Source organism: Curvibacter sp. AEP1-3 (assembly GCF_002163715.1).
In the GTDB taxonomy this organism is placed as follows: Bacteria; Pseudomonadota; Gammaproteobacteria; order Burkholderiales; family Burkholderiaceae_C; genus Allorhodoferax.
The window spans coordinates 1540347-1563899 of the sequence record NZ_CP015698.1; the positions used below are offsets into that span (position 1 = coordinate 1540347).

Sequence of the window (23553 nt, forward strand, 5' to 3'; positions counted from 1 at the left end):
ACCATGCAACGTCGACAAATTCTGCAAGCCGGGCTGGCAGTGGCCGCCACGTCTCCCACCTGGAGCCGGGCTGACACCTGGCCCGCCAAACCCATCACTCTGGTGGTTCCATTCCCTCCGGGCGGATCTACCGATCTGATTGCGCGGGCACTGTCGACCAAGCTGACCGAGAAGATGGGCCCGGGCTTTACCTTCATCGTGGACAACAAGGCAGGTGCCACCGGCACCATTGGCGCAGCACAGGTCGCGCGCGCGCCGGCGGATGGCTACACCTTTCTGGTGTCGTCTCTCGGGCCGTTCGTGATTGCACCGCACCTGATCAAAGCGAACTACGACGCCCTCAAAGACCTGGACCCCATCACCATCGTGGCGCAAGCGCCCAATGTGCTGGTAGTGCCTGCGGTCTCCGCGCGCAAGTCGGTGCCGGAAGTCATCAGCTACCTGAAGGCCAATCCCGACAAGATGAGCTTTGCGTCTTCCGGCAATGGCAGTAGCGACCACCTGACCGCTGAGTTGTTCTGGCAACAGACCGGTACCACTGGGGTGCATGTCCCCTACAAAGGCGGCGGCCCGGTGATGACCGACCTGCTGGGCAATCAGGTGGATTGTTCGTTCATGAACATCAACACGGCGCTACCCCAGATCAAGGCCGGCAAGCTGCGCGCACTGGCGATTACCAGTTCCAAACGCTCCCCCTTGCTGCCCGAGGTTCCCACCCTGGAGGAAAGCGGTGTCAAGGAAGCCAATGTCAACTCCTGGCAAGCGGTGGCAGCACCCAAAGGCCTGCCCGCTGACATCAAGAAGCGAATGTTCGATGCCATTGTGGCCTCTATCAAAGACCCTGCCGTAGCCCCCAAGTTGCTGGAGCTGGGATTTGAACTGGTACTCAACACACCCGAGCAATTTGCCAGCTACCAGGCTGCCGAATATGTCCGCTGGCAGAAGCTGATCAGCGCACGCAACATCAAAGCCGACTGAAGCCTTCATGAGTTCGAACCCTTCATCTCCACCGGATTTGCCGCGCAGCATTCGCATGCACGCGGCGGACAACGTGGCCATAGTGGTCAACGACGGCGGCCTTCCAGTCGGCTCCGTTCTGCCCGACGGCGTGACTCTGGTGGACCGCGTGCCCCAGGGCCACAAGGTGGCCTTAGCCGCGATTGCCAAAGACGCCGCCGTGCTGCGCTACAACGTACCTATCGGATACGCACTCAAGGACATACCTGCCGGTGCCTGGGTGCATGAGCGTTTGCTCCACATGCCCGAAGCGCGGGCACTCGATAACCTGCCCAAGGCGACTGCGCAGGCATGGAATGCCGAGCCGCTCACCGGCTTCACCTTCGAGGGTTACCGCAATGCGGATGGTTCCGTGGGCACCCGGAATATTCTGGCCATCACGACCACCGTGCAATGCGTGGCTGGCGTGGTGGACTTTGCCGTGCAACGCATCAAAGAGCAGCTGCTCCCGCGCTACCCGAATGTGGACGATGTCATTGGCCTAGAGCACAGCTATGGATGCGGTGTGGCCATTGATGCACCGGATGCCATCATTCCCATACGGACCCTGCGCAACATTTCGAAGAACCCCAACTTCGGTGGTGAAGTGATGGTGGTCAGTCTGGGCTGCGAAAAGCTGCAACCGGAGCGCTTGTTACCGCCAGGCGCCATCCCCCTGCAAGCCAACGAAGCGCTGGATGTGGTGTGCTTGCAAGCCGACAAGCACGTCGGCTTCATGAGCATGATTGATTCGGTCCTGGCCTCTGCGGTGCCGCACCTGGAGCGGCTGAACGCGCGTCGCCGCGAAACCATCCCAGCCAGCGAGCTGGTGGTAGGCGTGCAGTGCGGTGGCAGCGACGCCTTCTCGGGTGTGACTGCCAACCCCGCCGTGGGCTATTGCACCGACTTGCTGGTACGCGCCGGTGCGACCGTCATGTTCTCCGAAACTACCGAGGTGCGGGATGCCATCGAGCAAATGACGGCACGCGCCACCAGCCCGGAAATCGCTGATGCTATGGCCCGCGAGATGGCTTGGTACGACGCCTATCTGGGCCGCGGCCAGGCCGACCGCAGTGCCAACACCACCCCAGGCAACAAAGCCGGCGGCCTTTCCAATATCGTGGAAAAAGCCATGGGCTCCATCATCAAGTCCGGCACCGCACCCATCAGCGGCGTGTTATCGCCCGGCGAGAAGCTGCAGCACAAGGGCTTGCACTACGCGGCCACCCCTGCCAGCGACTTTATTTGCGGTACTTTGCAACTGGCCGCCGGCATGAACCTGCATGTATTCACCACCGGCCGGGGTACTCCCTACGGACTGGCCGAAGTGCCCGTCATCAAGGTCGCCACACGCACCGATCTGGCCCGGCGCTGGCATGACCTGATGGATGTAAACGCCGGCCGCATTGCCGATGGCGAAGCCACGATTGAAGACATGGGCTGGGAACTCTTCCGCCTGATGTTGGAGGTCGCCAGCGGCCGCAAAAAAACCTGGGCTGAACACTGGAAGTTGCACAACTCCCTCGTGCTGTTCAACCCGGCCCCTATTACCTGACCCCCGAATCCACCGAGGCCTGCCATGAGCTACCCCACCCCTTACCGCCCTTTCCCCAACCAGTTCAAAAAAGACCTGCTGGCCGGCAAACGCCTGATCGGCTGCTGGGCATCCCTGGCCAGCGCCATCAGCACCGAAGTGCTGGGTGTTGCCGGGTTTGACTGGATCCTGCTGGACGGCGAACACTCGCCCAACGATGTCATCACTTTTGTGCCTCAACTCATGGCGCTCAAGGACAGTGTGAGTGCTCCGTTCGTGCGTCCTACCAGCAACAACGCCATCGAGATCAAGCGTCTGCTGGATGCCGGCTTCTACAACTTTCTCGTGCCCTTTGTGGAGACCGCCGAAGAAGCCCGCCACGCCGTGGCCGCCACGCGCTACCCGCCTGAGGGAATGCGTGGTGTGTCCGTCGCGCAGCGCAGCAACCGATACGGCACAGTGGCCAATTACTTTCAGGAAGCCAACCAGCACATGTGTGTGGCGGTCCAAATTGAGAGCCGGCAAGCCGTGACGGCCACTGCTGAGATTGCCGCCGTACCCGGTGTGGATTGCATTTTTGTAGGTCCGTCTGACCTCGCTGCTGGCTATGGGCACCTGGGCAACGCCAACCACCCGGAGGTGCAAGAAGCCATTGCCAGTGTGTTTGCACAGGCCAAAGCCCAAGGCAAGCCCACCGGCATCCTCGCTCCCGTGGAAGCTGACGCGCGCCGCTACATGGAAATGGGCGCGACCTTTGTGGCTGTGGGCAGCGATCTGGGCCTGTTCCGCAATGCTACGCAGGCTTTGCGGGACCGCTACCTCGGCTAAGGCTTCTGCAGATCTGTCTGCGTACGGGTCTGCAAATACGGAACCTGGGCGGCAGAGCGTTCTGCTCCATGTCCCCCGCCCTTCGGGCTCCTCCTTGACTTACGCAGAACACTCTGCCGCCCACTCTTCTTAACTACTTGTCTTTAACACTATGACTACTCTCGGATTTATCGGCCTCGGCATCATGGGCAACCCTATGGCAGGCCACCTGCTCGCAGCCGGCCACACGGTCTACCTCAACACCAAAGGCGATGTGCCCGAAGCTCTGGTGCAAGCCGGTGGCAAGCCCTGCGCGAGCGCCAAGGAAGTGGCGCAAAAAGCCGACATCATCTTTTTGATGCTGCCCGACACCCCCGATGTGGAACTGGTGCTATTCGGCGCTGACGGCGTAGCCGAAGGCCTGAGCGCCGGCAAGACAGTGGTGGACATGAGCTCCATCTCACCCATTGATACCAAGGTGTTTGCGCAAAAGATCAATGCACTGGGCTGCCAGTACATGGATGCTCCGGTCTCCGGCGGTGAAGTCGGCGCCAAGGCGGCCAGCTTGACCATCATGGTGGGAGCCGAAGAAGGGACCTTTAACACCGTGTTGCCCCTGCTGCAGCTCATGGGCAAAAACATCACCTTGGTGGGCGGCAACGGCGACGGCCAGACCACCAAGGTGGCCAACCAGATCATCGTGGCGCTCAACATCGCTGCCGTGGGCGAAGCCCTGCTGTTTGCCAGCAAAGCCGGTGCAGACCCTGCCAAAGTGCGCCAGGCGCTGATGGGTGGCTTTGCCGCCTCGCGCATTCTGGAAGTGCACGGCGAACGCATGGTCAAGCGCACCTTCAACCCTGGCTTCCGTATCAGCCTGCACCAGAAGGACCTGAACCTGGCTCTCAGTGGTGCCAAAGCCATGGGCTTGGCGTTGCCACAGACCGCAGGTGCTGCGCAACTGATGCAGGTTTGTGCCGCCAACGACATGGCCGGCTTGGACCATTCCGCCTTGGTGCGCGCCCTGGAAATCATGGGTGCCCACGAAGTCGCCAAGGGCTGATGCAATGAAGCCACGCGCGCCATGGCGATGCTTTGCCCTCGCCTGCCTGTTGCTGGTGGGTACCACCAGCCATGCGCAAACCAAATTGCGTGCGTGGAACATTCACCCCGACGGCTACCCGGTCACTGAGGCACTCAAGCGCTTTGCCAGCCTGGTGGCCCAAGGAACCCAAGGCCGCTACCAGGTGGAAATCTTCTCCAACGCCACCCTGGGCGACCAGCCCAAGGCGGTGCAGATGCTCAAGTCCGGCGAGATTGATCTGGCCGAATTCAGCTCCGGCCCCTTGTCGGATGCAGCACCGGGTCTCAAGGCGCTGAACCTGCCTTTTTTGTTTACCGATTCCGTCCACATGTTCAAACATCTGGACGGCAAGCTGGGTGAGCGCTTCGCCGCCAAACTGCAGGCAGCCGGTTTTGTAGTGCTGGGCTGGTACGACGGCGGAGGCCGCTCGTTCTACTGTGTGAACCGTCCGCTCAACAGTTTCAAGGACCTCGCCGGTGCACGGATCCGGGTGCAGCAATCCGAGGTGTATCTGGAGATGGTGAAGCTGCTGGACGCAACACCCGTAGCGCTGCCCTTCAAGGAAGTGATGGCTGCGCTCGAAAAAGGCGAAGTGGACTGTGCTGAGAACAACATGCCTTCCTTCGAATCGACCGGGCACTACAAGGTGGCCAAGTCGGTCTACGTGACCAACCACGTCATCTCGCCCGAAGCCTTGGTGGTGTCCACCAAGCTGTGGGCCAGCCTAAGTGCTGCCGACAAAACCGCCTTCAGCAAGTCAGGAGCGGAATCAGCTGCACTCATGCGCGAACTGTGGAACAAGCGCGTGGCCTCTGCGATTGAGACGGCATCCAAACAGGGCGTGCAATTTGTGCGGCTCAAGGATCCGGCGCCCATGGTTCGTCGCATGTCTCCGCTCTACAGCAAGTACATGAACGACCCGAGTACTCGCGAAGAGTTGCTAAGCATCATCAGCAATTGAGAACAGCAGGGCGTTAGGATGGCGGGCAGTTCACTTGCCCGCCGTACTTGCGGCACCACGCCATGCTCCACTTTGACACCGCACTGACCTTTTTCGCAGCCTCTGTGCTGCTCGCCCTTTCACCCGGACCTGACAACGTGTTCGTATTGCTGCATTCGGCGGTGCATGGGCGCAAGGCCGGTTTGCTGGTGGTGCTGGGTTTGTGCAGTGGTCTGCTGTTTCACACCGCAGCCGTGGCACTGGGTCTGGCGGCCGTGTTCGCAGCATCGGCAACCGCGTTCACGGCCCTGAAGTTGTTGGGTGCGGGCTATCTGCTGTATCTCGCCTGGGGTGCGTGGCATGCGCCAGTGGGCATTGCGGACACGGCCACTGAAAGCGAGATGTCACCCCTGCAGACCTACCTGCGCGGTGTCATGATGAACATTACCAACCCCAAAGTGGCCATTTTCTTTCTGGCCTTTTTGCCGCAATTTGCAGATCCGACCCAAGGCGCCATGGCACTGCAAATCGTGCAACTCGGCGCCGTGTTCATGCTCGCGGCGCTTTTGACTTTCAGCGCGGTGGCCTGGTTTGCAGCCGGATTCGGACAGGTCTTTAAACAATCCCACACCGCGCAACGCGTGTTGAACCGTGTGGCCAGCGTGGTATTTGTGGGACTGGCTTTGCGTCTGGCTACCGCACAACGCTAAGCCCATGACCCTGCAGGCCGCGCAAGCCCTGCTCGACCAGGCCCTACAGGCCATGGCCGATAGGCGTTGGGGTGCAGCCATGGATCAGCTTGACCGTGCCATTGCGCTGGCGCCCGGGCAGGCAGCACTGCACACCAACCTCGCACTGGTGCTCGATGAGATGGGTGAGCCGCAGAGTGCCATGGAGCACCTGAGCATCGCTCTGGATGTGGACCCCGCCCAACCTTTGGTGCACCTGAACCTGGGGGTACTGGCCGCGCGCACAGGGGCCTTGGCGCTGGCCGAGCAGGCCAACCGATACGCCATTCAACTGCAGACTAGCCTCGCCGCAGCCTGGTCCAACCTGGGCAGCCTGCTCGACAACACCCACCGGGCGCCGGAAGCAGAAGCCTGCCTGCGCCATGCACTGACACTGGAACCCCGCAACGCCAGTGCCCGATTCAACCTGGCTTGCCTGCTGTTGCGCGACGGACGATATGCCGAGGCCTGGCCCCTGTGGGAAACGCGCGATTGGCCGGTGCATCAGGCCTTGCCATGGTCCTGCCCGCGCTGGCGTGGTGAACGGCTGGAGGGTATGCGCGTCCTGGTGGTGCAGGACGCCGGCTTGGGCGACACCATCCAATTCGCCCGTTACCTGCGCGGGTTGCGCAGACTGGGGGCATCACGTATCGACCTGATCTGTCAGGCGCCCTTGCAGGCCCTGATGCAGCAATTGCAAGATGTGCATACCGTGTGGAACTGGGCGGACAGTGCACAAGCACTGAATTGCGCGCCATGGGATGTCTGGATACCGGTGATGAGCCTTGCCGCGTACCCGGATGGACAGGACACAACGGCACTTGAACCCCGGCCCTACCTGAAACCTACTGAGTGCCGCAAAGAAGTCTGGAAAAGCAGGCTCTCACCCACCCAAAAAGATCAGCGTCTGCGCATCTGTCTGGTCGCCCAAGGCAACCCGGACTTTCCGCATGATGCGCAACGTTCCATCCGTGACCTTGAGGTACTGGCGCCTCTGCAGAGCGTGTCTGACATCGAATGGATCCATCTACGCGGCAAATCGGTATCCCGCGGTTTCGACGCTGAAGAGCCCGCATGGGAACTGGGTGACTTGGTGGATACGGCAGGTCTGCTTGCGTGCGTGGACCTGTTGATTTGCGTCGATACCGCAATAGCCCATCTCGCAGGGGCCATGGGCATACCCTGTTGGCTGTTGTTGCCAGACTACTTGTGTGATTGGCGTTGGCAACGGCGCGGTACGCAAAGCGCCTGGTATGCCTCCATGCGCTTGTTCCGGCAGGTCACTCCGGGGGACTGGGCAAGTGTCGTCAACCAAGTGAACGACGCACTGCAGGCCCCCGGTTCGGTGGACGCTATTCGGTCTTTGCGCCTGCCTCAAACCAGCGCTTGATCACGTCGCGCTCCGCGTCGGTGATATTGGTGGCGTTGTTCATGGGCATGATTTTGCTCACCACCACTTGCTGGTAGATCGCTTGGGCGTGGCTGGCCACAGCCTCGGGGCTGTCCAGCCGTACATTCTTCATTTGCACAGCAGCACCGTGGCACATGTAGCAACGCTGCTCCAACACGGGCTTTATCTCTTGATAGCCAATTGTGCTGCTGGCGCCCGTGGATTGTGCGGGAGCAGCTCCTGAATTCATAGCAGCAGGCTGCGGTGCAGGTTTCAACCACACCAACATACCGATGATGGCCAGCACGCCCACTGCCGCGTAGGGCCATGGGTGTGCATTGCGACCGAGCTTGTAGCCGTGCCGCAGCACAAAAAACTGGCGGATGGCGGCGCCCGCAAACATCATCACGATCAGCACCAGCCAGTTTTGCGGGTGACTGTAGGTGAAGCTGTAGTGGTTGCTCAGCATGGCGAACAACACCGGCAAGGTGAAGTAGGTGTTGTGCACGCTGCGCTGTTTGCCACGCTTGCCGTGGATGGGGTCTACCGCACGGCCCGCTGCGATGTCCGCCACCATGGTGCGCTGGCCTGGGATAATCCAGAAGAACACGTTGGCGCTCATGCTCGTGGCCATCATGGCGCCCACCAGCAGAAAGGCAGCCCTGCCGGCAAACCAGTGGCATGCCAGGTAGGAGGCCACACACACCAATATCGCCACCAGCACGCCCACGATGGCGTCCCCATTTTTGTGCTGACCGAAGGCGCGGCAAATCGCGTCGTACGCCAACCAGAACACCACCAGAAACGACAGCGCAACGGCAATCGCTTCGTGCGGGTGCCACGCCATGACCGACTTGTCAATCAGGTAGGTGCCCGCGCTCCACAGGTAGGAGATGGTGAACAGCGAAAAGCCGGTAAGCCAAGTGCTGTAACTCTCCCAGTAAAACCAGTGCAAATTGCCCGGCAGTTTGGGGGGCGCGCCGGCAAATTTGACCGGGTGGTAGAAACCGCCTCCGTGCACTGCCCACAACTCGCCGCTGACGCCCTGCTTTTTCAGATCTTTATCTTCCGGCGGGGTCAGGCTGCTGTCGAGAAACACAAAGTAAAACGACGATCCGATCCACGCAATGGCGGTGATGACGTGCACCCAACGCAGCAATAGGTTCGCCCAGTCCAGTACATAGCTTTCCATCCGGAGTTCTCCTCAATAGTCCAATCAACCGGCAGCGCCAGGGGCCGGGATGGGCACCGTGTCGTCCGTTACTTGCAAGAGTTGGGCCGCCACCGCGACCGCAATAATTTCAGGCCGTTTGTCCTTGACCACCGGCACACCGATCGGGCAGGTGACATGCGCCAGCTCCGCCTCGGTAAAGCCACGCTCGGCCAAGCGACGGCTGAAAGTTGCCCATTTGGTATGGCTGCCGATCAACCCCACGTAGGGCAGATCCCACCGGGTCCGCTGGCGGGTCAAACAGGCCGCCACGATATCCAGGTCTTCCGCATGGCTGAAACTCATGATCAGTACACGGGCGCCCGGCGGCAAATCAGCGACCGCTGCTTGCACCGGATCGGAGTGCTCACACCGAACATTCGCAGGTACAGACTTTGGAAATACGCCGTCCCGGCTGTCCACCCACGTCACGTCAAAAGGCAGACGCTCCATGACCTGCACCAAGGCCTGACCCACATGTCCACCCCCGAACAAGCCCAATGGCCAGTGCCGGGGGGCCAAGCGTTCGCGCAGGGCAGGCGCATCGGCCGCCTGCACCAGCTCAAAGCGCAGATGCACCTCACCACCGCAGCACTGCCCCAGGCTGGGGCCCAAGGCAAAACGCCGCTCCGTTGCGGGGGTATCCCGGCCCGCTTGATGGGAAATCAGCATCTCTCCGGCCAGCGTCAAGGCGTCCAGCTCCAGACGACCGCCACCTATGGTTCCGACGAAGCCGTCAGCTGACACCGAAAGCCAGGCACCGGCATCCCGGGGCACAGAGCCGCGGGTCGCCAACACGGTGACCAGCACCGCAGGCCCCTGTTCCAAGGCGTTCAAGAGATCTCGAAGGCTGCTCACAAACGGATACCTTTTCTGTGCCGGAGCCCGACAGGAACCGCATAATTTGCGGCACAGTACACCGGCGCGAAAAAACAAGGAGACACGCCATGACCAACCCTGCCACCGCACCCGTTGCCGCCCGTTGGAGCAACACCCGCCTGTCTATCAGCTTGGCGCTGCTGGCCGCCATCAGCGCTTGCAGTGTCAACAAGCCGGCTCATCAGCCCACACCAGTGCCGGCGCCCGTCGTAGTGGCGCCCCCCGTGGCTCCGCCCCCGGCGGCAGCCAAGCCCGAGCCACAGCCCGCGCTCCTGTCCCAGGCGGCTACCCCGAGGGATTACCGCCGAGACGCCGCCGGCCATCTGTATGCCAAAAATTCCAACCGCATCTACAGCGGGAAAATGCCCCCACTGCTCTACGCAGTCGGTGTCTTGCAGGTGGATATTGACCGCATGGGGCAGGTGACCGACATCCGCTGGATGCGCGCGCCCAGCCACGCCCCGGAAGTCATGGCCGACATCGAACGCTCGGTGCGCGCGGCTGCCCCCTACCCCGCACCGGTGCGCATGGGCCGTGTCACCTACACGGACACCTGGCTCTGGCATAAGAGTGGACGTTTTCAATTGGATACCTTGACCGAAGGCCAGATGTAGCCTTTCAAGAACCGCGGTAAGTGGAATAGCTCCAAGGGCTGACCAGCAAAGGCACGTGGTAATGCTGGTCGGTGTGGGCTACGCCGAAATCCAGCGCCACGCGGTTCAAAAAGTTAGGCTCCGGCAGGGTCACGCCGCGGGCTTTGAAATAGCCGGCCACATCAAACACCAGCCTGTAGGTGCCTTTTTGCAGGCTGGCGTTGTCATACAGCGGGCCGTCCGGGTTGCGGCCGTCGGTATTCAGCACAAAGCTTTTCACCAGCGTTGCCGCCTCGCCCTGCGTGGTGTAGAGCGCCACCGACATGCCCGCTGCGGGGGTGCCGTGCATGGTGTCCAGTACGTGCGTGCTCAAGCCCATGGCGCATCCTTGTCGATTGAAAATGCAAAGTGTATACACTTTTGCGCAATCTCGGTATCATGACCTGATGGAAACCACAACGACCGGTTTCATCGTGGAGGCCATCACCGCCGCCATCGTGGACCACCAGCTCACACCCGGCGCCAAACTGGCCGAGCAAAAGCTTGCGGACCAGTTCGGCGTATCCCGCACGCTGATCCGGCAGGCCTTGTTCCAGCTCTCGCGCAACCGCCTGATCCGCATGGAGCCTGCACGCGGCGCTTTTGTGGCAGCCCCCTCAGTGGCCGAGGCGAGACAGGTGTTTGCGGTGCGCCGCATGCTGGAGGCCGGCATGGTCCGTGCATTCATCGCGGCAGCCAACCCCGAACACATTGATGCCCTGCGCCAGCACATTGCCGAAGAACAAAATGCCGTCCATGGCGGCACCATCAGCAACCGCACCGAGTTGCTGGGCGACTTCCATGTACGGATGGCCCAATTGTTGGGCAACGAAGTGCTGGCATTGATGCTGATGGACCTTCTCTCACGCTGCTCCCTGATCACACTGATGTACCAGACGAGCGCCTCGGCAGCCCATTCGCACGAGGAGCATGCTGCACTGGTGGATGCTCTGGAAGCTCGCGATGAAACTTTGGCCCTGCGTTTGATGGACGAGCACCTTCAACACGTAGAAGCCGGCTTGACTTTGCCCCCTGACGAATCGACATGAATCACACCTACGACACCACCCAAGCCTACCCCCGCGATCTGGTGGGGTATGGCGAACACGTGCCCCACGCCCAGTGGCCCGGCCAGGCCCGCGTGGCCGTGCAATTCGTCCTCAACTACGAAGAAGGCGGCGAGAACAGCGTGCTGCACGGAGACGCAGGCTCTGAACAATTCCTCTCCGAAATGTTCAACCCGGCCAGCTATCCAGACCGCCACATCAGCATGGAAGGTATTTACGAATACGGCTCACGCGCCGGTGTGTGGCGCATCCTGCGCGAGTTCGAACAACGTGGCTTACCGTTGACGGTATTCGGTGTCGGTATGGCACTGGAGCGCTACCCCGAGCTCACCCGCCGCTTGGTGGAGTTAGGCCACGAGATTGCCTGCCACGGCCACCGCTGGATTCACTACCAGAACATGGACGAAGCACAGGAGCGCGAGCACATGCAGCTGGGCATGGCCACCATCGAAAAGCTCACCGGTGAAAGACCGTTGGGCTGGTACACGGGCCGCGACAGCCCGCGCACCCGCCGTCTGGTGGCCGACTACGGCGGCTTTGAATACGACAGCGACTACTACGGCGACGACCTGCCCTTCTGGATGAAGGTGCAAAAAACGGACGGCAGCGTGGTGCCCCAACTCATCGTGCCCTACACCCTGGATTGCAATGACATGCGCTTTGCCCTGCCCCAAGGCTACTCGCACGCAGACCCGTTCTTCCAGTACATGAAGGACACCTTCGACGCGCTCTACACCGAAGGCGACCCCGACGGCCTGAACGCCCCCAAGATGATGAGCATCGGCATGCACTGCCGCCTGCTGGGTCGCCCGGGCCGCATCACCGCACTGCAGCGTTTTCTGGACCACATTGGGCGGCACGACAACGTGTGGGTGGCTCGACGCATCGACATTGCGCGGCACTGGAAAGCCACGCATCCTTATCAAGGCTGAGTGATGAGCACACTGACTCTGGAACAACTCAACACCCTGCCGCTGAGCGAGGCGGTACGCCTGCTGGACGGCTTGTACGAGCACTCGCCTTGGATTGTGGAAAAGGCCTTGCAACAACGGCCCTTTGTGTCACTTGCGGCCTTCAAACATGGCATGGTGCAAGTGGTGGCCGCAGCGGGACGCGAGCCCCAGCTTGCACTCTTGCGTGCCCACCCCGAGCTGGCCGGCAAAGCGATGGTGGATAACAGCCTCACCACTGAGAGCACCAATGAGCAAAGCAAGGCCGGCCTCACGCATTGCACGCCGGCCGAGTTCGACAAAATTCAGCGCCTGAATGCGGAATACAACGCGCGCTTCGGTTTCCCCTTCATCCTCGCGGTACGCGGTCCGCGCGGAACAGGCCTCTCCAAAGCAGAGATCATTGCCACGCTGGAGCGCCGCGTGCAAGGTCACCCGGACTTTGAGCTGGCAGAGTGCCTGCGCAATGTGCACCGCATTGCCGAAATCCGCCTGAACGACAAGTTTGGCTACACACCTACCGAAGGCCATCAGGTGTGGGACTGGCAAGAAGCGCTGGCTCAACATACTGACGCAGCCTATGTGGGCACCGGCCAACTCACCGTGACCTACCTCACGGATGCGCACCTGGCCTGCGCCCGCCAGATTCAAGCCGATATGCTGGCTGCCGGCTGTGACAGCGCCACCATCGATGCGGTGGGCAATGTGGTGGGTCGCTATGAAAGTGATAGCTACCTGCGCATATCCGACGAGCGCCAGAGCCCTGTTTCATCCAAAACCCTGCTGACCGGCAGCCACTATGACACCGTGCGCAACGGTGGCAAGTACGACGGTCGGCTGGGCATCTATGTGCCGCTCGCCTGTGTGCAAGCGCTCAAGGCTCGGGGCCAGCGCCTGCCCTATGCGCTGGAAGTAGTGGCCTTTGCCGAAGAAGAAGGCCAGCGCTACAAAGCCACCTTTTTGGGCTCTGGCGCACTCACCGGCGACTTTGACCCCGCCTGGCTGGACCAGACGGACGCAGATGGTGTTTCCATGCGCGACGCCATGGCGAAAGCGGGGTTGGACGTGAACGCGATTGGCGCCATCCGCCGCAACCCTGCCGACTACCAAGGCTTTGTGGAGGTCCATATCGAACAAGGTCCGGTACTCAACGCGCTGGACATTCCGCTGGGCGTGGTCACCTCCATCAACGCCAGCGTGCGCTATGTAGGCGAGATCACCGGCATGGCCAGCCACGCAGGCACCACGCCCATGGGCCAGCGCCGCGACGCCGCTGCTGCGGTGGCCGAGCTGATCTTGCTGGTCGAACACTGCGCCACTCAAGATGGTGACTCGGTAGGTACCGTGGGGCAGCTGCAAGTGCCCAATGGCTCTATCAATGTGGTGCCGGGGCGCTGCACCTTTTCGCTGGATTTGCGTGCTCCGTCGGATGCGCAGCGCGATGCACTGGAGGCCAAAGTACTCACTGGCCTGCGCCTGATTTGCGAGCGCCGTGGTCTGCACCACAGCCTCACCCGCACCATGCAGGCCAGCGCAGCACCCAGTGCGCACGACTGGCAGCAACGCTGGGAGGCAGCTGTCACCGCACTGGGCGTGCCCCTGCACCGCATGCCCAGCGGCGCCGGCCACGATGCCATGAAGCTGCACACCATACTGCCGCAAGCCATGCTGTTTGTACGCGGACTGAATTCCGGCATCAGCCACAACCCGCTGGAATCCACCACCAGCGACGACATGCAACTCGCAGTAGATGCGTTCAGCCATCTGCTGCACCAACTGGCCCACGCGGCCTGAACGTTTGACTTCACATGACCACCCCCTACGAAAAACTCGACGCTTGGATTGACGCGCACTTCGACGAGCAAGTGCGCTTTCTGCAAGAACTGGTGCGCGTGCCCACTGACACCCCACCCGGCAACAACGCCCCGCACGCAGAGCGCACCGCTGAGCTGCTGGCCGCCATGGGCCTGCAGGCCGAAAAACACAGCGTGCCTGCCAGCGAAGTGCAGGCTGCCGGCATGCAAAGCATCACCAACCTGGTGGTGCGCCGCCAGTACGGGCAAAGCGCCGCAGACGGCGCGGGCCGCGGTGGCATCACCATCGGCCTCAACGCCCACGGCGACGTGGTGCCACCCGGCGAAGGCTGGACGCATGACCCCTACGGCGGTGAGATTGCCGACGGCAACATGTACGGCCGCGCCACCGCCGTAAGCAAGAGCGATTTCGCCAGCTACACCTTTGCGGTGCGCGCCCTCGAATCGCTGGGTCTGCCACTCCAGGGCGGTGTGGAACTGCTGTTTACCTACGACGAAGAATTCGGCGGCGAACTCGGCCCCGGCTGGTTGTTGGAAAAGGGCCTCACCAAGCCTGATTTGCTGCTGGCGGCGGGCTTTTCTTACCAGGTCATTACCGCACACAACGGCTGCCTGCAAATGGAGGTGACAGTGCACGGCAAGATGGCGCACGCCGCTATTCCCGAGTCCGGAGTGGACGCCCTGCAAGGCGCGGTACACATCCTGAACGCGCTGTACGCCCAGAACACGCTGTACAAGCAAGTCACCTCCGATGTGGACGGTATCAACCACCCCTACCTGAACGTGGGCCGCATCGAAGGCGGTACCAACACCAATGTGGTTCCCGGCAAAGTGGCTTTCAAGCTGGACCGCCGCATGATCCCCGAGGAGAACCCCATTGAGGTAGAAGCCTCCATCCGCAAAGTGATTGCGGATGCCGCATCCCAGGTGCCCGGCATCTCGGTAGACATCAAACGCCTGCTGCTGGCCAATTCCATGCGTCCCTTGGCAGGTAACAAGCCATTGGTGGATGCGCTGCAAAAACATGGGGAAGTCTTGTTCGGTGAACCTATCCCCGCCATGGGGACCCCGCTTTACACCGATGTCCGTCTCTTTTCTGAGCGCGGCATTCCCGGTGTTATTTACGGCGCCGGCCCTCGCACCGTGCTGGAATCGCACGCCAAGCGTGCCGATGAACGCGTCAGTTTGGACGACCTGCGCAAAGCCACCAAGGTAGTAGCGCGAACACTCCTGGACTTGCTGCATCCCCACTGACACCAGCTGTTTTCCCGGGACGAGGGTTTCCCCGCTAAGGGTCTGAAAACTTTGTATACAAAATGTGTATACAGTTTTTAAACCCGTAGATCAGTCGATGCCTTGCGGCAAAGGCGCCCTCACCAGGAGATTTTGCTATGTCACAGAACGTCCACCCGGTGGATGAAGTCCTGCCCGCAGGCAAACTTTCGGCCTTGGGCCTTCAGCATGTACTGGTGATGTACGCGGGTGCCGTCGCGGTGCCCCTGATCGTGGGTCGTGCGCTCAAACTCAGCCCCGAGCAAGTGGCCATGCTGATATCTGCCGACCTGTTTTGCTGCGGCATCGTGACCTTGATCCAATCGCTGGGGGCCACGCAGTGGTTCGGTATCAAGCTGCCGGTGATGATGGGCGTTACGTTCGCATCCGTTGCGCCCATGGTTGCCATGGCCAATAGCAACCCCGGCCCTCAAGGTGCAGGTTTGATATTCGGAGCCATCATTGGCGCCGGGGTGGTGTCCATCCTGATTGCACCGGTGATCAGCCGCATGCTGCGCTTTTTCCCGCCGGTGGTCACGGGCACCATCATTGCCGTGATCGGCATCAGCCTGATGCGTGTAGGCATCAACTGGATTTTCGGCAACCCTTTCGGTCCCACCGCTCCCAGCATCCCGAGCCCGGAACATCTGGCGTGGCTGGATGCAGCAAAACAAGCTGCCGGTGCCGGCGCCATCCCGCCGGTACCTGCCGGCCTCAATCTGGTGGGGACGGTGCCCAACCCCCTGTATGCGCAGCTCCCGCACATCGGCATTGCCGCCATCGTGCTGGTTTCCATTCTGTTGATTGCCAAATATGCCAAGGGGTTTGTGGCCAACATCTCCGTGTTGCTTGGCATCATCGTGGGGGGTGTTGTCGCTACTGCCGCCGGCCTGATGGATTTTGCCCGCGTGGCCAAGGCCGGCTGGTTTGATCTGGTGCTGCCCTTTGAAATTGCAACGCCGGTGTTCGACCCGATCCTGATTTTGACCATGACACTGGTGATGATTGTGGTGATGATCGAGTCCACCGGCATGTTCCTCGCCTTGGGGGACATGACATCCAAAAAAGTCGATCAAAAGATGTTGACAGCCGGTCTTCGCACCGATGGTTTGGGCACCCTGATCGGTGGCATTTTCAACACCTTCCCTTACACCAGCTTCTCGCAAAACGTAGGCTTGGTTGGCGTCACAGGCGTGAAGAGCCGTTTTGTCTGCGTCGCTGGTGGGGCAATACTGATTCTGCTGGGCTTGGTGCCCAAAATGGCGGCCCTTGTAGAGTCCTTGCCCACCTTTGTACTGGGTGGCGCAGGTCTGGTGATGTTCGGCATGGTCGCGGCCACCGGCATTCGCATCCTGGCGTCAGTGGACTACCAAAAAAACCGCAACAACTTGTTTATCGTGGCCATCTCCATCGGCTTCGGAATGATCCCACTGATTGCGCCGAAATTCCTGCAATGGATGCCGCACAACATCCACCCCTTGATCGAGTCCGGGATCCTGCTTGCCTCGGTCAGTGCGGTACTCCTGAACGTCTACTTCAATGGCAGCCGGCAGGATGACGCTGCGGCGATCCAAGCCGCCAAGCAAGCCGATGCCCATTGAAGCAACCCGCTGCAAAACAAACACAGGGCCCTCAAGGGCCCTTTTTCCGGTCGACACCCCTGCAACGAGCATTCGGCTCGGCGTTAAAGGGTATCTACTGCCTCACGTGCACATGGAGCGCAAGAGAATGAGGCCAGCTGCTTTGTATACACGCCCCAAATTTGGGCATCTTTCTTGCTTGATCCAGTCCATCTAACACCTTGTAGGAGCTCCCATGAAAAAACGCCAGTTTCTCCACGCGATCGCATTGGCCGCCACTACCTTGGCCGCCGGTTCGGCTATGGCCCAAAGTACACCGATCAAGTTCCAACTGGACTGGCGTTTTGAAGGCCCTGCCGCCCTGTTTCTGACACCTGCAGCCAAGGGCTACTTCAAGGACGCCAAGCTGGACGTGACCATCGACGCGGGCAACGGCTCCGGCGGCACGGTCACCCGTGTGGCCTCCGGCGCTTACGACATGGGTTTTGCTGACCTGGCCGCGCTGATGGAGTTCCACGCCAACAACCCCGACGCGCCCAACAAGCCCGTGGCGGTGATGATGGTCTACAACGACACGCCCGCCTCGGTGATGGCGCTCAAGAAGTCCGGCATCAAGACTCCGGCCGACCTGAACGGCAAGAAGCTGGGCGCACCCGTGTTTGACGCCGGCCGCCGCGCCTTCCCCATCTTTGCCAAAGCCAACAACATCAGTGGTGTGCAGTGGACCGCTATGGACCCTCCCCTGCGTGAAACCATGCTGGCTCGTGGCGACATAGACGCCATCACCGGCTTCACCTTCACCTCGGTACTCAACCTCGAAGCACGCGGCGTCAAGGCCGAGGACATCGTGGTCCTGCCCTACCCCGATTTCGGTGTGAAGCTCTATGGCAACGCCATCATTGCTTCGCCCAAGATGATCAAAGAGAACCCAGCTGCAATCAAAGCTTTCCTGGTTGCGTTTGCCAAGGGCATGAAAGACGTGATCGGCAACCCCGCAGCTGCTGTGGGGGATGTGAAGGCCCGCGACGGCATCATCAACGCCGAGCTGGAAACCCGCCGCCTGAAGATGGCGATCGACTCCGCCATCAACAGTGCCAACGCCCGTGCGGAAGGCTTCGGCCAGGTCAACGGCCCACGCCTGTCGCTGATGGCATCGCAAGTGTCGGACGCCTTCAACACCAAAACCCGTGTGAACCCGGACGTGGTGTGGAACGGCAGCTTCCTGCCCTCCAAGGCTGAGCTGAACGTACTGCCCAAGAAGTAAGCATGAGTGCGCCCATCCTTGAGTCAGCATCTCCCTGGTTTGTCGATTTCCAGGATGTCTGGCTTGCTTACAACGATGAGCTTCTGAAGCAGAACCACTTTGCGGTCGAAGCTATCGACCTGCAAGTGCGCAAGGGGGAGTTCATTGCCATCGTCGGCCCGTCCGGCTGTGGCAAGTCCACCTTCATGAAGCTGACCACCGGTCTGAAGATGCCCTCCAAGGGCAAGATCCTGATTGACAACGAGCCGGTAACCGGCCCGTTGAAGATTTCCGGCATGGCCTTCCAGGCGCCGTCCCTGTTGCCTTGGCGCACCACGGTCGACAACGTGCTCTTGCCTCTGGAAATCGTGGAGCCTTACCGCAGCAACTTCAAAGCCAAGCGCAAAGAATATGAAGAGCGTGCGCGCAAGCTGCTGCAAAAAGTGGGCTTGGGCGGCTATGAAGACAAGTTCCCGTGGCAGCTCTCGGGGGGCATGCAGCAGCGGGCCAGCATCTGCCGCGCACTGATCCATGAACCCAAGATGCTGCTGCTCGACGAGCCCTTCGGCGCGCTGGATGCCTTCACCCGCGAGGAGCTGTGGTGCATCTTGCGCGACTTATGGACCGAGCAACAGTTCAACGTGATTCTGGTGACGCACGACTTGCGTGAATCGGTGTTCCTGGCCGACACGGTCTATGTCATGAGCAAGAGCCCCGGCCGCTTTGTGGTGAAGCGCGAGATCGACCTGCCGCGCCCGCGCGACCTGGAGATCACCTACACCAAAGAGTTCACCGACATCGTGCACGAGTTGCGAGGGCACATCGGCGCCATGCGCTCGAACGCCCCGGCCGCCTCTGGCGCTATCACCCAATAAAGGCTGCCCATGAGCAAAAAACAAATTGAGACCTGGGCACCGTGGGTGCTGCTGGTGGTCTTCATTCTGCTGTGGCAATTGCTGTGCAGCGTATTTGACGTGTCGGAGTTCGTCTTCCCCAGCCCGGTACGTATCTGGACACAGTTCTGGGAGTTCAAGGGCATCATTGCCGGCCACGCTTGGCGCACCTTCTGGGTGACCATGGCGGGCTTCGGCATTGCCATTGTGGTGGGGGTGTTGCTGGGCTTTGTGATCGGCAGTTCGCGACTGGCCTATGCGGCGGTGTACCCGCTGATGACGGCATTCAATGCACTGCCTAAAGCTGCGTTTGTGCCCATCCTCGTGGTCTGGTTCGGCATCGGCGTGGGCCCGGCCATCCTGACAGCTTTTTTGATCAGCTTTTTCCCGATCATGGTGAACATTGCCACCGGCCTGGCCACCCTGGAGCCGGAGCTGGAAGACGTGTTGCGCGTGCTGGGCGCCAAGCGCTGGGATGTATTGGTGAAGGTGGGGCTGCCCCGCTCCATGCCTTACTTCTACGGCTCGCTCAAAGTCGCCATCACCCTGGCGTTTGTGGGTACCACGGTGTCCGAGATGACAGCCGCCAACGAAGGCATCGGCTACCTGCTGATCAGTGCAGGCTCGGCCATGCAAATGGGCTTGGCATTTGCCGGCTTGGTGGTGGTGGGCGCCATGGCCATGGTGATGTACGAACTGTTCAGCGCGATCGAAAAGCACACTACCGCCTGGGCGCATCGCGGCTCGCAGAACCACTGATGACGCCTGAACAGATAGCCCGCCACCTGCTGCGTGCCAACGCAGTGGCGCAGCGCGCCCTGACATTGGGAAAACACCCGTTCGGCGCCATTCTGGTGGCGCCGGATGGGGAAACAGTTTTGGCGGAGCAAGGCAATGTGGATACGGTCAACCATGCCGAATCCACCCTGGCGCGCACGGCAGCCACCAACTTCACTGCGGATTACCTGTGGGGCTGCACGCTGGTCACCACTGTGGAACCTTGCGCCATGTGCGCGGGCACGCAGTACTGGGCCAATATCGGCACCCTGGTGTTCGGCATGACGGAACGCCAACTCCTGGAGCTCACTGGCAACCACGAAGAAAACCCGACGATGGACCTGCCCAGCCGCACAGTGCTGGCAGCAGGCCAGAAGCAGGTCACCGTCATCGGGCCGGTGCCTGCAGTCGAAGAGGCCATCGCCGCCTTGCATCAACACTTCTGGCAGCGCTGAAGCTCCACCAACGCACACAACAATTGAGCCATGGTTTGGCACGCACGTTTACAACTGGATTACCGCCTCGAAGCAGAGCGCTGCGTGGCCCGCTACGAGCACAGCGGCCCGCTGCGTATCCTGCAAAGCCTTTACCCTGAAGGCGATGGAATTTGTCACAACGTACTGGTACACCCGCCTGGTGGACTGGTGGGCGGAGACACACTGAGCCTGAACATCACGGTGGGCAGCGGCGCACACGGCCTGATCACCACGCCGGGCGCGACACGCTTTTACCGCTCCGAAGGTCCGGTAGCCACCCAGGAAACCAGCCTCACCCTGAAAGAGGGTGCACGCTTGGAATGGCTGCCGCTGGAGGCGATTTGCTATGACGCCTGCCATGCGGTAAACCGCCTGCGCCTGCAACTCGCCCCCGGAGCCCAGTGCCTGGGCTGGGATGTGACCGCGCTGGGCCTGCCCCATGCGCAACTGCCTTTTCTGAAAGGCAGTCTGGAACAACACCTGGAGATTCCCGGCGTCTGGTTGGAGCGCGGCACCTTGCGCGCAAATGACCAACGGCTGATGAATGGCCCTACCGGGCTGGACGGGAATCGCTGCCTAGCGACCTTGTTTTTTGCCAGCGGAACGCCCTGGAGCCGCGCCGACAAAGAAGCCTTGCTAGATATGGCGCGGGCAACCTTGAAAGACCACACCCTGGCAACGACTGCAGGCGCCACCAGCCCCAACACCCGCACCCTGGTACTCCGGGTGCTTGCACCCACTGTGGAGCCTGCCATGCAATTGCTGCGCGCTGTGCGCAAGCAGTGGCGTACCCATGCATGGCAACTTACAGGTCAGGACCCGCGCATCTGGGCCATGTAACTACCCTGTTCAATGGCCATTGGCGCCACCATAATGGCACCAATGGCCGCTCTCGATTCGGATTTCTCGACCTGCTCTGCCCTGGTGGTAGACGGCAATCCGACATCGCGCTCGATTCTGGTGTCGCAGCTGCGCGACTTCGGAGTTGCGAGCGTCGCCCAAGCGGCCCGCGCAGTGGATGCCCGTCGTCAACTGGAGTTCCGCACCTTCGACTTTGTGCTGTGCGAGCAACACTTTCCCACTGATGCCATGTCCGGGCAGGATCTGCTGGACGACTTGCGCCGCAACCAGCTGCTGCCCTTCTCCACCGTGTTCATCATGATCACTGGTGAAGCCACCTACGCCAAGGTGGCGGAAGCCGCCGAATCGGCCCTGGACGGCTACATGCTCAAGCCGCACAAAGCGACCCAACTCGGTGAACGGCTGGTAGCCGCACGGGTGCGGAAAGTGTCTCTGCAGGGCATTTTCACTGCCATTGAAGAAGAGGACTTCGAAGAGGCCGCGCGCCTGTGTCTCGATCGGTTTGAGGCCAGAGGCCAGTTCTGGCTGTATGCGGCGCGGGTAGGTGCCGAGTTGTTGCTGCGACTGGGCCGCTGCATTGAGGCGCAAACCTTGTACAAGGCAGTCGTCGACGCCAAAACACTGCCTTGGGCCAAGTTGGGTGTTGCACGCTCGCAGTTGGAGGCCGGCCAGATTAACCAGGCCACCAGCACTCTCGAAAAATTGATAGGCGAAGACGCGAATTACGCCGATGCCTATGACGTCATGGGTCGGGCCCAGTTCGAGTTAGGCCGTTTTGACAAGGCTCTGGAAACCTACAAAATGGCCGCCACGCTCACGCCAGCCTCCATCAGCCGGGTACAGAACCTGGCCATGATGACCTACTATTCCGGCGACCACGAGGAGGCCGAAAAGCTGCTCGACAAGACCACGCGCTTGGGGCTCGACTCCAAGATGTTTGACGCACAAACACTGGTGCTGCTGGCCTTTACCCGACTGGGCACCGCAGACCGCAAGGGCCTGCAGCGCTGCTATGACGATTTTCTGAGGCTTATCGATAAAGATGAGGGCAACGCACGCCTAAGGCGCCTGGCTGCCATCGTGGAAGCACTCAACCTCATACAGCAGCACCAGTTTGCCCGGTCAGTGGACGCAGTGCGGGAGATGGCAAAGACCGTGCGGGAGCCCCAATTTGATTTTGAATCTGCCAGCAACCTCGTGGCTCTGATGGCGCAACTGTCGGCCAAAGCCATCCAGCTCAATGAGCTGGAGGAAACCATTGATGTCATCGGCCGTCGCTTTTGCAGCAACCGCTCATTAACGGAGCTGCTTGCAGCCAGTGCCGTGTCCCATCCGCCTTATGCCGACCGGCTGAGACTGGCCCAGTCGCAAGTGCTGGAGTTTGCAGAAACGGCCATGGCACTGAGCCTTGCAGGCGACCCGACCAATGCCGTCAAAAACCTGATCCTGCATGGCCGCGACACACTCAACTCAAGGCTGATCGACAACGCCTACCAGTTGCTGCAAAAGCACAGTGCCAAAGTCAAGGGAGCGCCCGAGCTGCAGGACATGGTGCAGCAGCTCAAGGCGCGATGCGGGCCTTTGGTCAACCGCGCGTCTCTGGGCGAGCAAAAGCGCCAGGCCGGTGGGTTGGCTTTGCTCACCGGCAAACGGGTTGCTCCGGAAATCGGCAAACTGCCGGACCCGCCACCCGCCTCTCTGCCACCGGCAGAAGAACTGCTGCCAGGCGTCTAAATGGCCACCAAGCCACGCACGCCGTCAACTTCCATGTTCTGGCCCATGCCACGCGCAAGCACCGCGCCACGCTCCATCACGATGTAGTTGTCCGCCAACTCCTGGGCAAAGTCGTAGTACTGCTCCACCAGCAGAATGGCCATGTCGCCACGGTCTGCCAGCATGCGGATCACGCGGCCGATATCCTTGATGATGCTGGGTTGGATACCTTCGGTAGGCTCATCGAGGATCAGAACCTTGGGGCCCGCCGCCAATGCACGCGCAATCGCCAGCTGTTGCTGTTGCCCGCCGGACAAGTCGCCGCCCCGGCGGTGCAACATCTGCTGAAGCACCGGAAACAGTTCAAACAGCTCAGCCGGAATAGGGGTGCCGGCAGGCTTGTAAGCCAAGCCCATACGGAGGTTTTCTTCCACAGTAAGTCGAGCAAAAATCTCGCGACCCTGTGGCACAAAGCCCATTCCCAGGCGGGCACGCTCATAAGGCGTGAGCTTGTGGATTTCCTTCCCGCCCATGGAGATGATGCCGGACTTGATGGGCACCAGGCCCATCAGCGATTTGAGCAGTGTGGTCTTGCCTACGCCGTTGCGGCCCAGGATGACCTTGACCTTGCCGACCTCGGCCTCCAGACTCACGTCCCTCAAAATGTGGGAGCCACCGTAGTACTGGTTGATGTTTTTTACTTCAAGCAT

23 protein-coding genes are annotated in these 23553 nt (G+C 60.9%); 19 read left to right on the forward strand and 4 right to left on the reverse strand.

The window, feature by feature from the left end:
• Positions 1–3: 3 nt before the first annotated feature.
• From AEP_RS07340 to AEP_RS07370, 7 genes are all read left to right on the forward strand, one after another.
• Positions 4–978: a Bug family tripartite tricarboxylate transporter substrate binding protein gene (locus tag AEP_RS07340; RefSeq protein WP_087494780.1), complete on the forward strand. Its 975-nt coding sequence runs from the start codon at positions 4–6 to the stop codon at positions 976–978.
• A 7-nt stretch (positions 979–985) separates the two neighbouring features.
• On the forward strand, positions 986–2551 hold the full coding sequence (garD, locus tag AEP_RS07345) for a galactarate dehydratase (protein WP_087494781.1): 1566 nt from the start codon (positions 986–988) through the stop codon (positions 2549–2551).
• A gap of 24 nt (positions 2552–2575) precedes the next feature.
• Positions 2576–3358 carry a 2-dehydro-3-deoxyglucarate aldolase gene (gene garL, locus AEP_RS07350; RefSeq protein ID WP_087494782.1) on the forward strand — a complete coding sequence of 261 codons (783 nt, stop codon included), beginning with the start codon at positions 2576–2578 and terminating at the stop codon, positions 3356–3358.
• Positions 3359–3509: 151 nt separating this feature from the next.
• Positions 3510–4397 carry a 2-hydroxy-3-oxopropionate reductase gene (locus AEP_RS07355; protein ID WP_087494783.1) on the forward strand — a complete coding sequence of 296 codons (888 nt, stop codon included), beginning with the start codon at positions 3510–3512 and terminating at the stop codon, positions 4395–4397.
• A gap of 4 nt (positions 4398–4401) precedes the next feature.
• Complete coding sequence (locus tag AEP_RS07360) at positions 4402–5379, forward strand: TRAP transporter substrate-binding protein (protein WP_087494784.1); 978 nt, start codon at positions 4402–4404, stop codon at positions 5377–5379.
• 62 nt (positions 5380–5441) lie between these two features.
• Positions 5442–6068: a LysE family translocator gene (locus tag AEP_RS07365; RefSeq protein WP_087494785.1), complete on the forward strand. Its 627-nt coding sequence runs from the start codon at positions 5442–5444 to the stop codon at positions 6066–6068.
• Between the two features lie 4 nt (positions 6069–6072).
• Complete coding sequence (locus AEP_RS07370; RefSeq protein WP_087494786.1) at positions 6073–7476, forward strand: tetratricopeptide repeat protein; 1404 nt, start codon at positions 6073–6075, stop codon at positions 7474–7476.
• Here the strand turns inward: AEP_RS07370 and AEP_RS07375 are convergent.
• Positions 7439–8668 carry a urate hydroxylase PuuD gene (locus AEP_RS07375; RefSeq protein WP_087494787.1) on the reverse strand — a complete coding sequence of 410 codons (1230 nt, stop codon included), beginning with the start codon at positions 8666–8668 and terminating at the stop codon, positions 7439–7441. The two genes, AEP_RS07370 and AEP_RS07375, sit on opposite strands and share 38 nt — an antisense overlap.
• Before the next feature lie 24 nt (positions 8669–8692).
• Positions 8693–9544 (reverse strand): xanthine dehydrogenase accessory protein XdhC, encoded by an 852-nt coding sequence (gene xdhC, locus AEP_RS07380; RefSeq protein ID WP_087494788.1) that lies wholly within the window; start codon positions 9542–9544, stop codon positions 8693–8695.
• Positions 9545–9633: 89 nt separating this feature from the next.
• On the opposite strand from xdhC, the gene AEP_RS07385 reads away from it, so the two are divergent.
• A complete protein-coding gene (locus AEP_RS07385; protein WP_198301911.1) occupies positions 9634–10179 on the forward strand; it encodes a hypothetical protein in 546 nt (181 codons plus the stop codon).
• A 4-nt stretch (positions 10180–10183) separates the two neighbouring features.
• Here AEP_RS07385 and uraH read toward each other — a convergent pair whose 3' ends face one another.
• On the reverse strand, positions 10184–10537 hold the full coding sequence (gene uraH, locus AEP_RS07390; RefSeq protein WP_087494789.1) for a hydroxyisourate hydrolase: 354 nt from the start codon (positions 10535–10537) through the stop codon (positions 10184–10186).
• A gap of 67 nt (positions 10538–10604) precedes the next feature.
• On the opposite strand from uraH, the gene AEP_RS07395 reads away from it, so the two are divergent.
• The 11 genes from AEP_RS07395 (at position 10605) to AEP_RS07445 (ending at position 22864) form a co-directional block, all read left to right on the forward strand.
• Positions 10605–11246, forward strand: a complete 642-nt coding sequence (locus AEP_RS07395) for a GntR family transcriptional regulator (protein ID WP_087497236.1) — start codon at positions 10605–10607, stop codon at positions 11244–11246.
• On the forward strand, positions 11243–12196 hold the full coding sequence (gene puuE, locus AEP_RS07400) for an allantoinase PuuE (protein ID WP_087494790.1): 954 nt from the start codon (positions 11243–11245) through the stop codon (positions 12194–12196). Before AEP_RS07395 ends, puuE begins: the two co-directional genes overlap by 4 nt.
• A 3-nt stretch (positions 12197–12199) precedes the next feature.
• Positions 12200–14008: a 2-oxo-4-hydroxy-4-carboxy-5-ureidoimidazoline decarboxylase gene (uraD, locus tag AEP_RS07405; RefSeq protein ID WP_087494791.1), complete on the forward strand. Its 1809-nt coding sequence runs from the start codon at positions 12200–12202 to the stop codon at positions 14006–14008.
• Between the two features lie 14 nt (positions 14009–14022).
• On the forward strand, positions 14023–15282 hold the full coding sequence (locus AEP_RS07410) for a M20 family metallopeptidase (RefSeq protein WP_087494792.1): 1260 nt from the start codon (positions 14023–14025) through the stop codon (positions 15280–15282).
• Between the two features lie 137 nt (positions 15283–15419).
• On the forward strand, positions 15420–16901 hold the full coding sequence (locus AEP_RS07415; RefSeq protein WP_087494793.1) for a nucleobase:cation symporter-2 family protein: 1482 nt from the start codon (positions 15420–15422) through the stop codon (positions 16899–16901).
• A gap of 214 nt (positions 16902–17115) precedes the next feature.
• On the forward strand, positions 17116–18144 hold the full coding sequence (locus AEP_RS07420) for an ABC transporter substrate-binding protein (protein WP_087494794.1): 1029 nt from the start codon (positions 17116–17118) through the stop codon (positions 18142–18144).
• A gap of 2 nt (positions 18145–18146) precedes the next feature.
• Entirely contained in the window at positions 18147–18998 is an 852-nt protein-coding gene (locus AEP_RS07425; protein ID WP_087494795.1) for an ABC transporter ATP-binding protein, read from the forward strand.
• Between the two features lie 9 nt (positions 18999–19007).
• Positions 19008–19775 (forward strand): ABC transporter permease, encoded by a 768-nt coding sequence (locus AEP_RS07430; RefSeq protein ID WP_087494796.1) that lies wholly within the window; start codon positions 19008–19010, stop codon positions 19773–19775.
• On the forward strand, positions 19775–20248 hold the full coding sequence (locus AEP_RS07435; protein ID WP_087494797.1) for a nucleoside deaminase: 474 nt from the start codon (positions 19775–19777) through the stop codon (positions 20246–20248). Before AEP_RS07430 ends, AEP_RS07435 begins: the two co-directional genes overlap by 1 nt.
• A 30-nt stretch (positions 20249–20278) precedes the next feature.
• Positions 20279–21109 carry an urease accessory protein UreD gene (locus AEP_RS07440; RefSeq protein WP_087494798.1) on the forward strand — a complete coding sequence of 277 codons (831 nt, stop codon included), beginning with the start codon at positions 20279–20281 and terminating at the stop codon, positions 21107–21109.
• Positions 21110–21151: 42 nt separating this feature from the next.
• On the forward strand, positions 21152–22864 hold the full coding sequence (locus AEP_RS07445; protein WP_087494799.1) for a response regulator: 1713 nt from the start codon (positions 21152–21154) through the stop codon (positions 22862–22864).
• On the opposite strand, the gene urtE is transcribed toward AEP_RS07445, so the two are convergent.
• Complete coding sequence (gene urtE / locus AEP_RS07450) at positions 22861–23553, reverse strand: urea ABC transporter ATP-binding subunit UrtE (RefSeq protein WP_087494800.1); 693 nt, start codon at positions 23551–23553, stop codon at positions 22861–22863. The genes AEP_RS07445 and urtE overlap by 4 nt on opposite strands.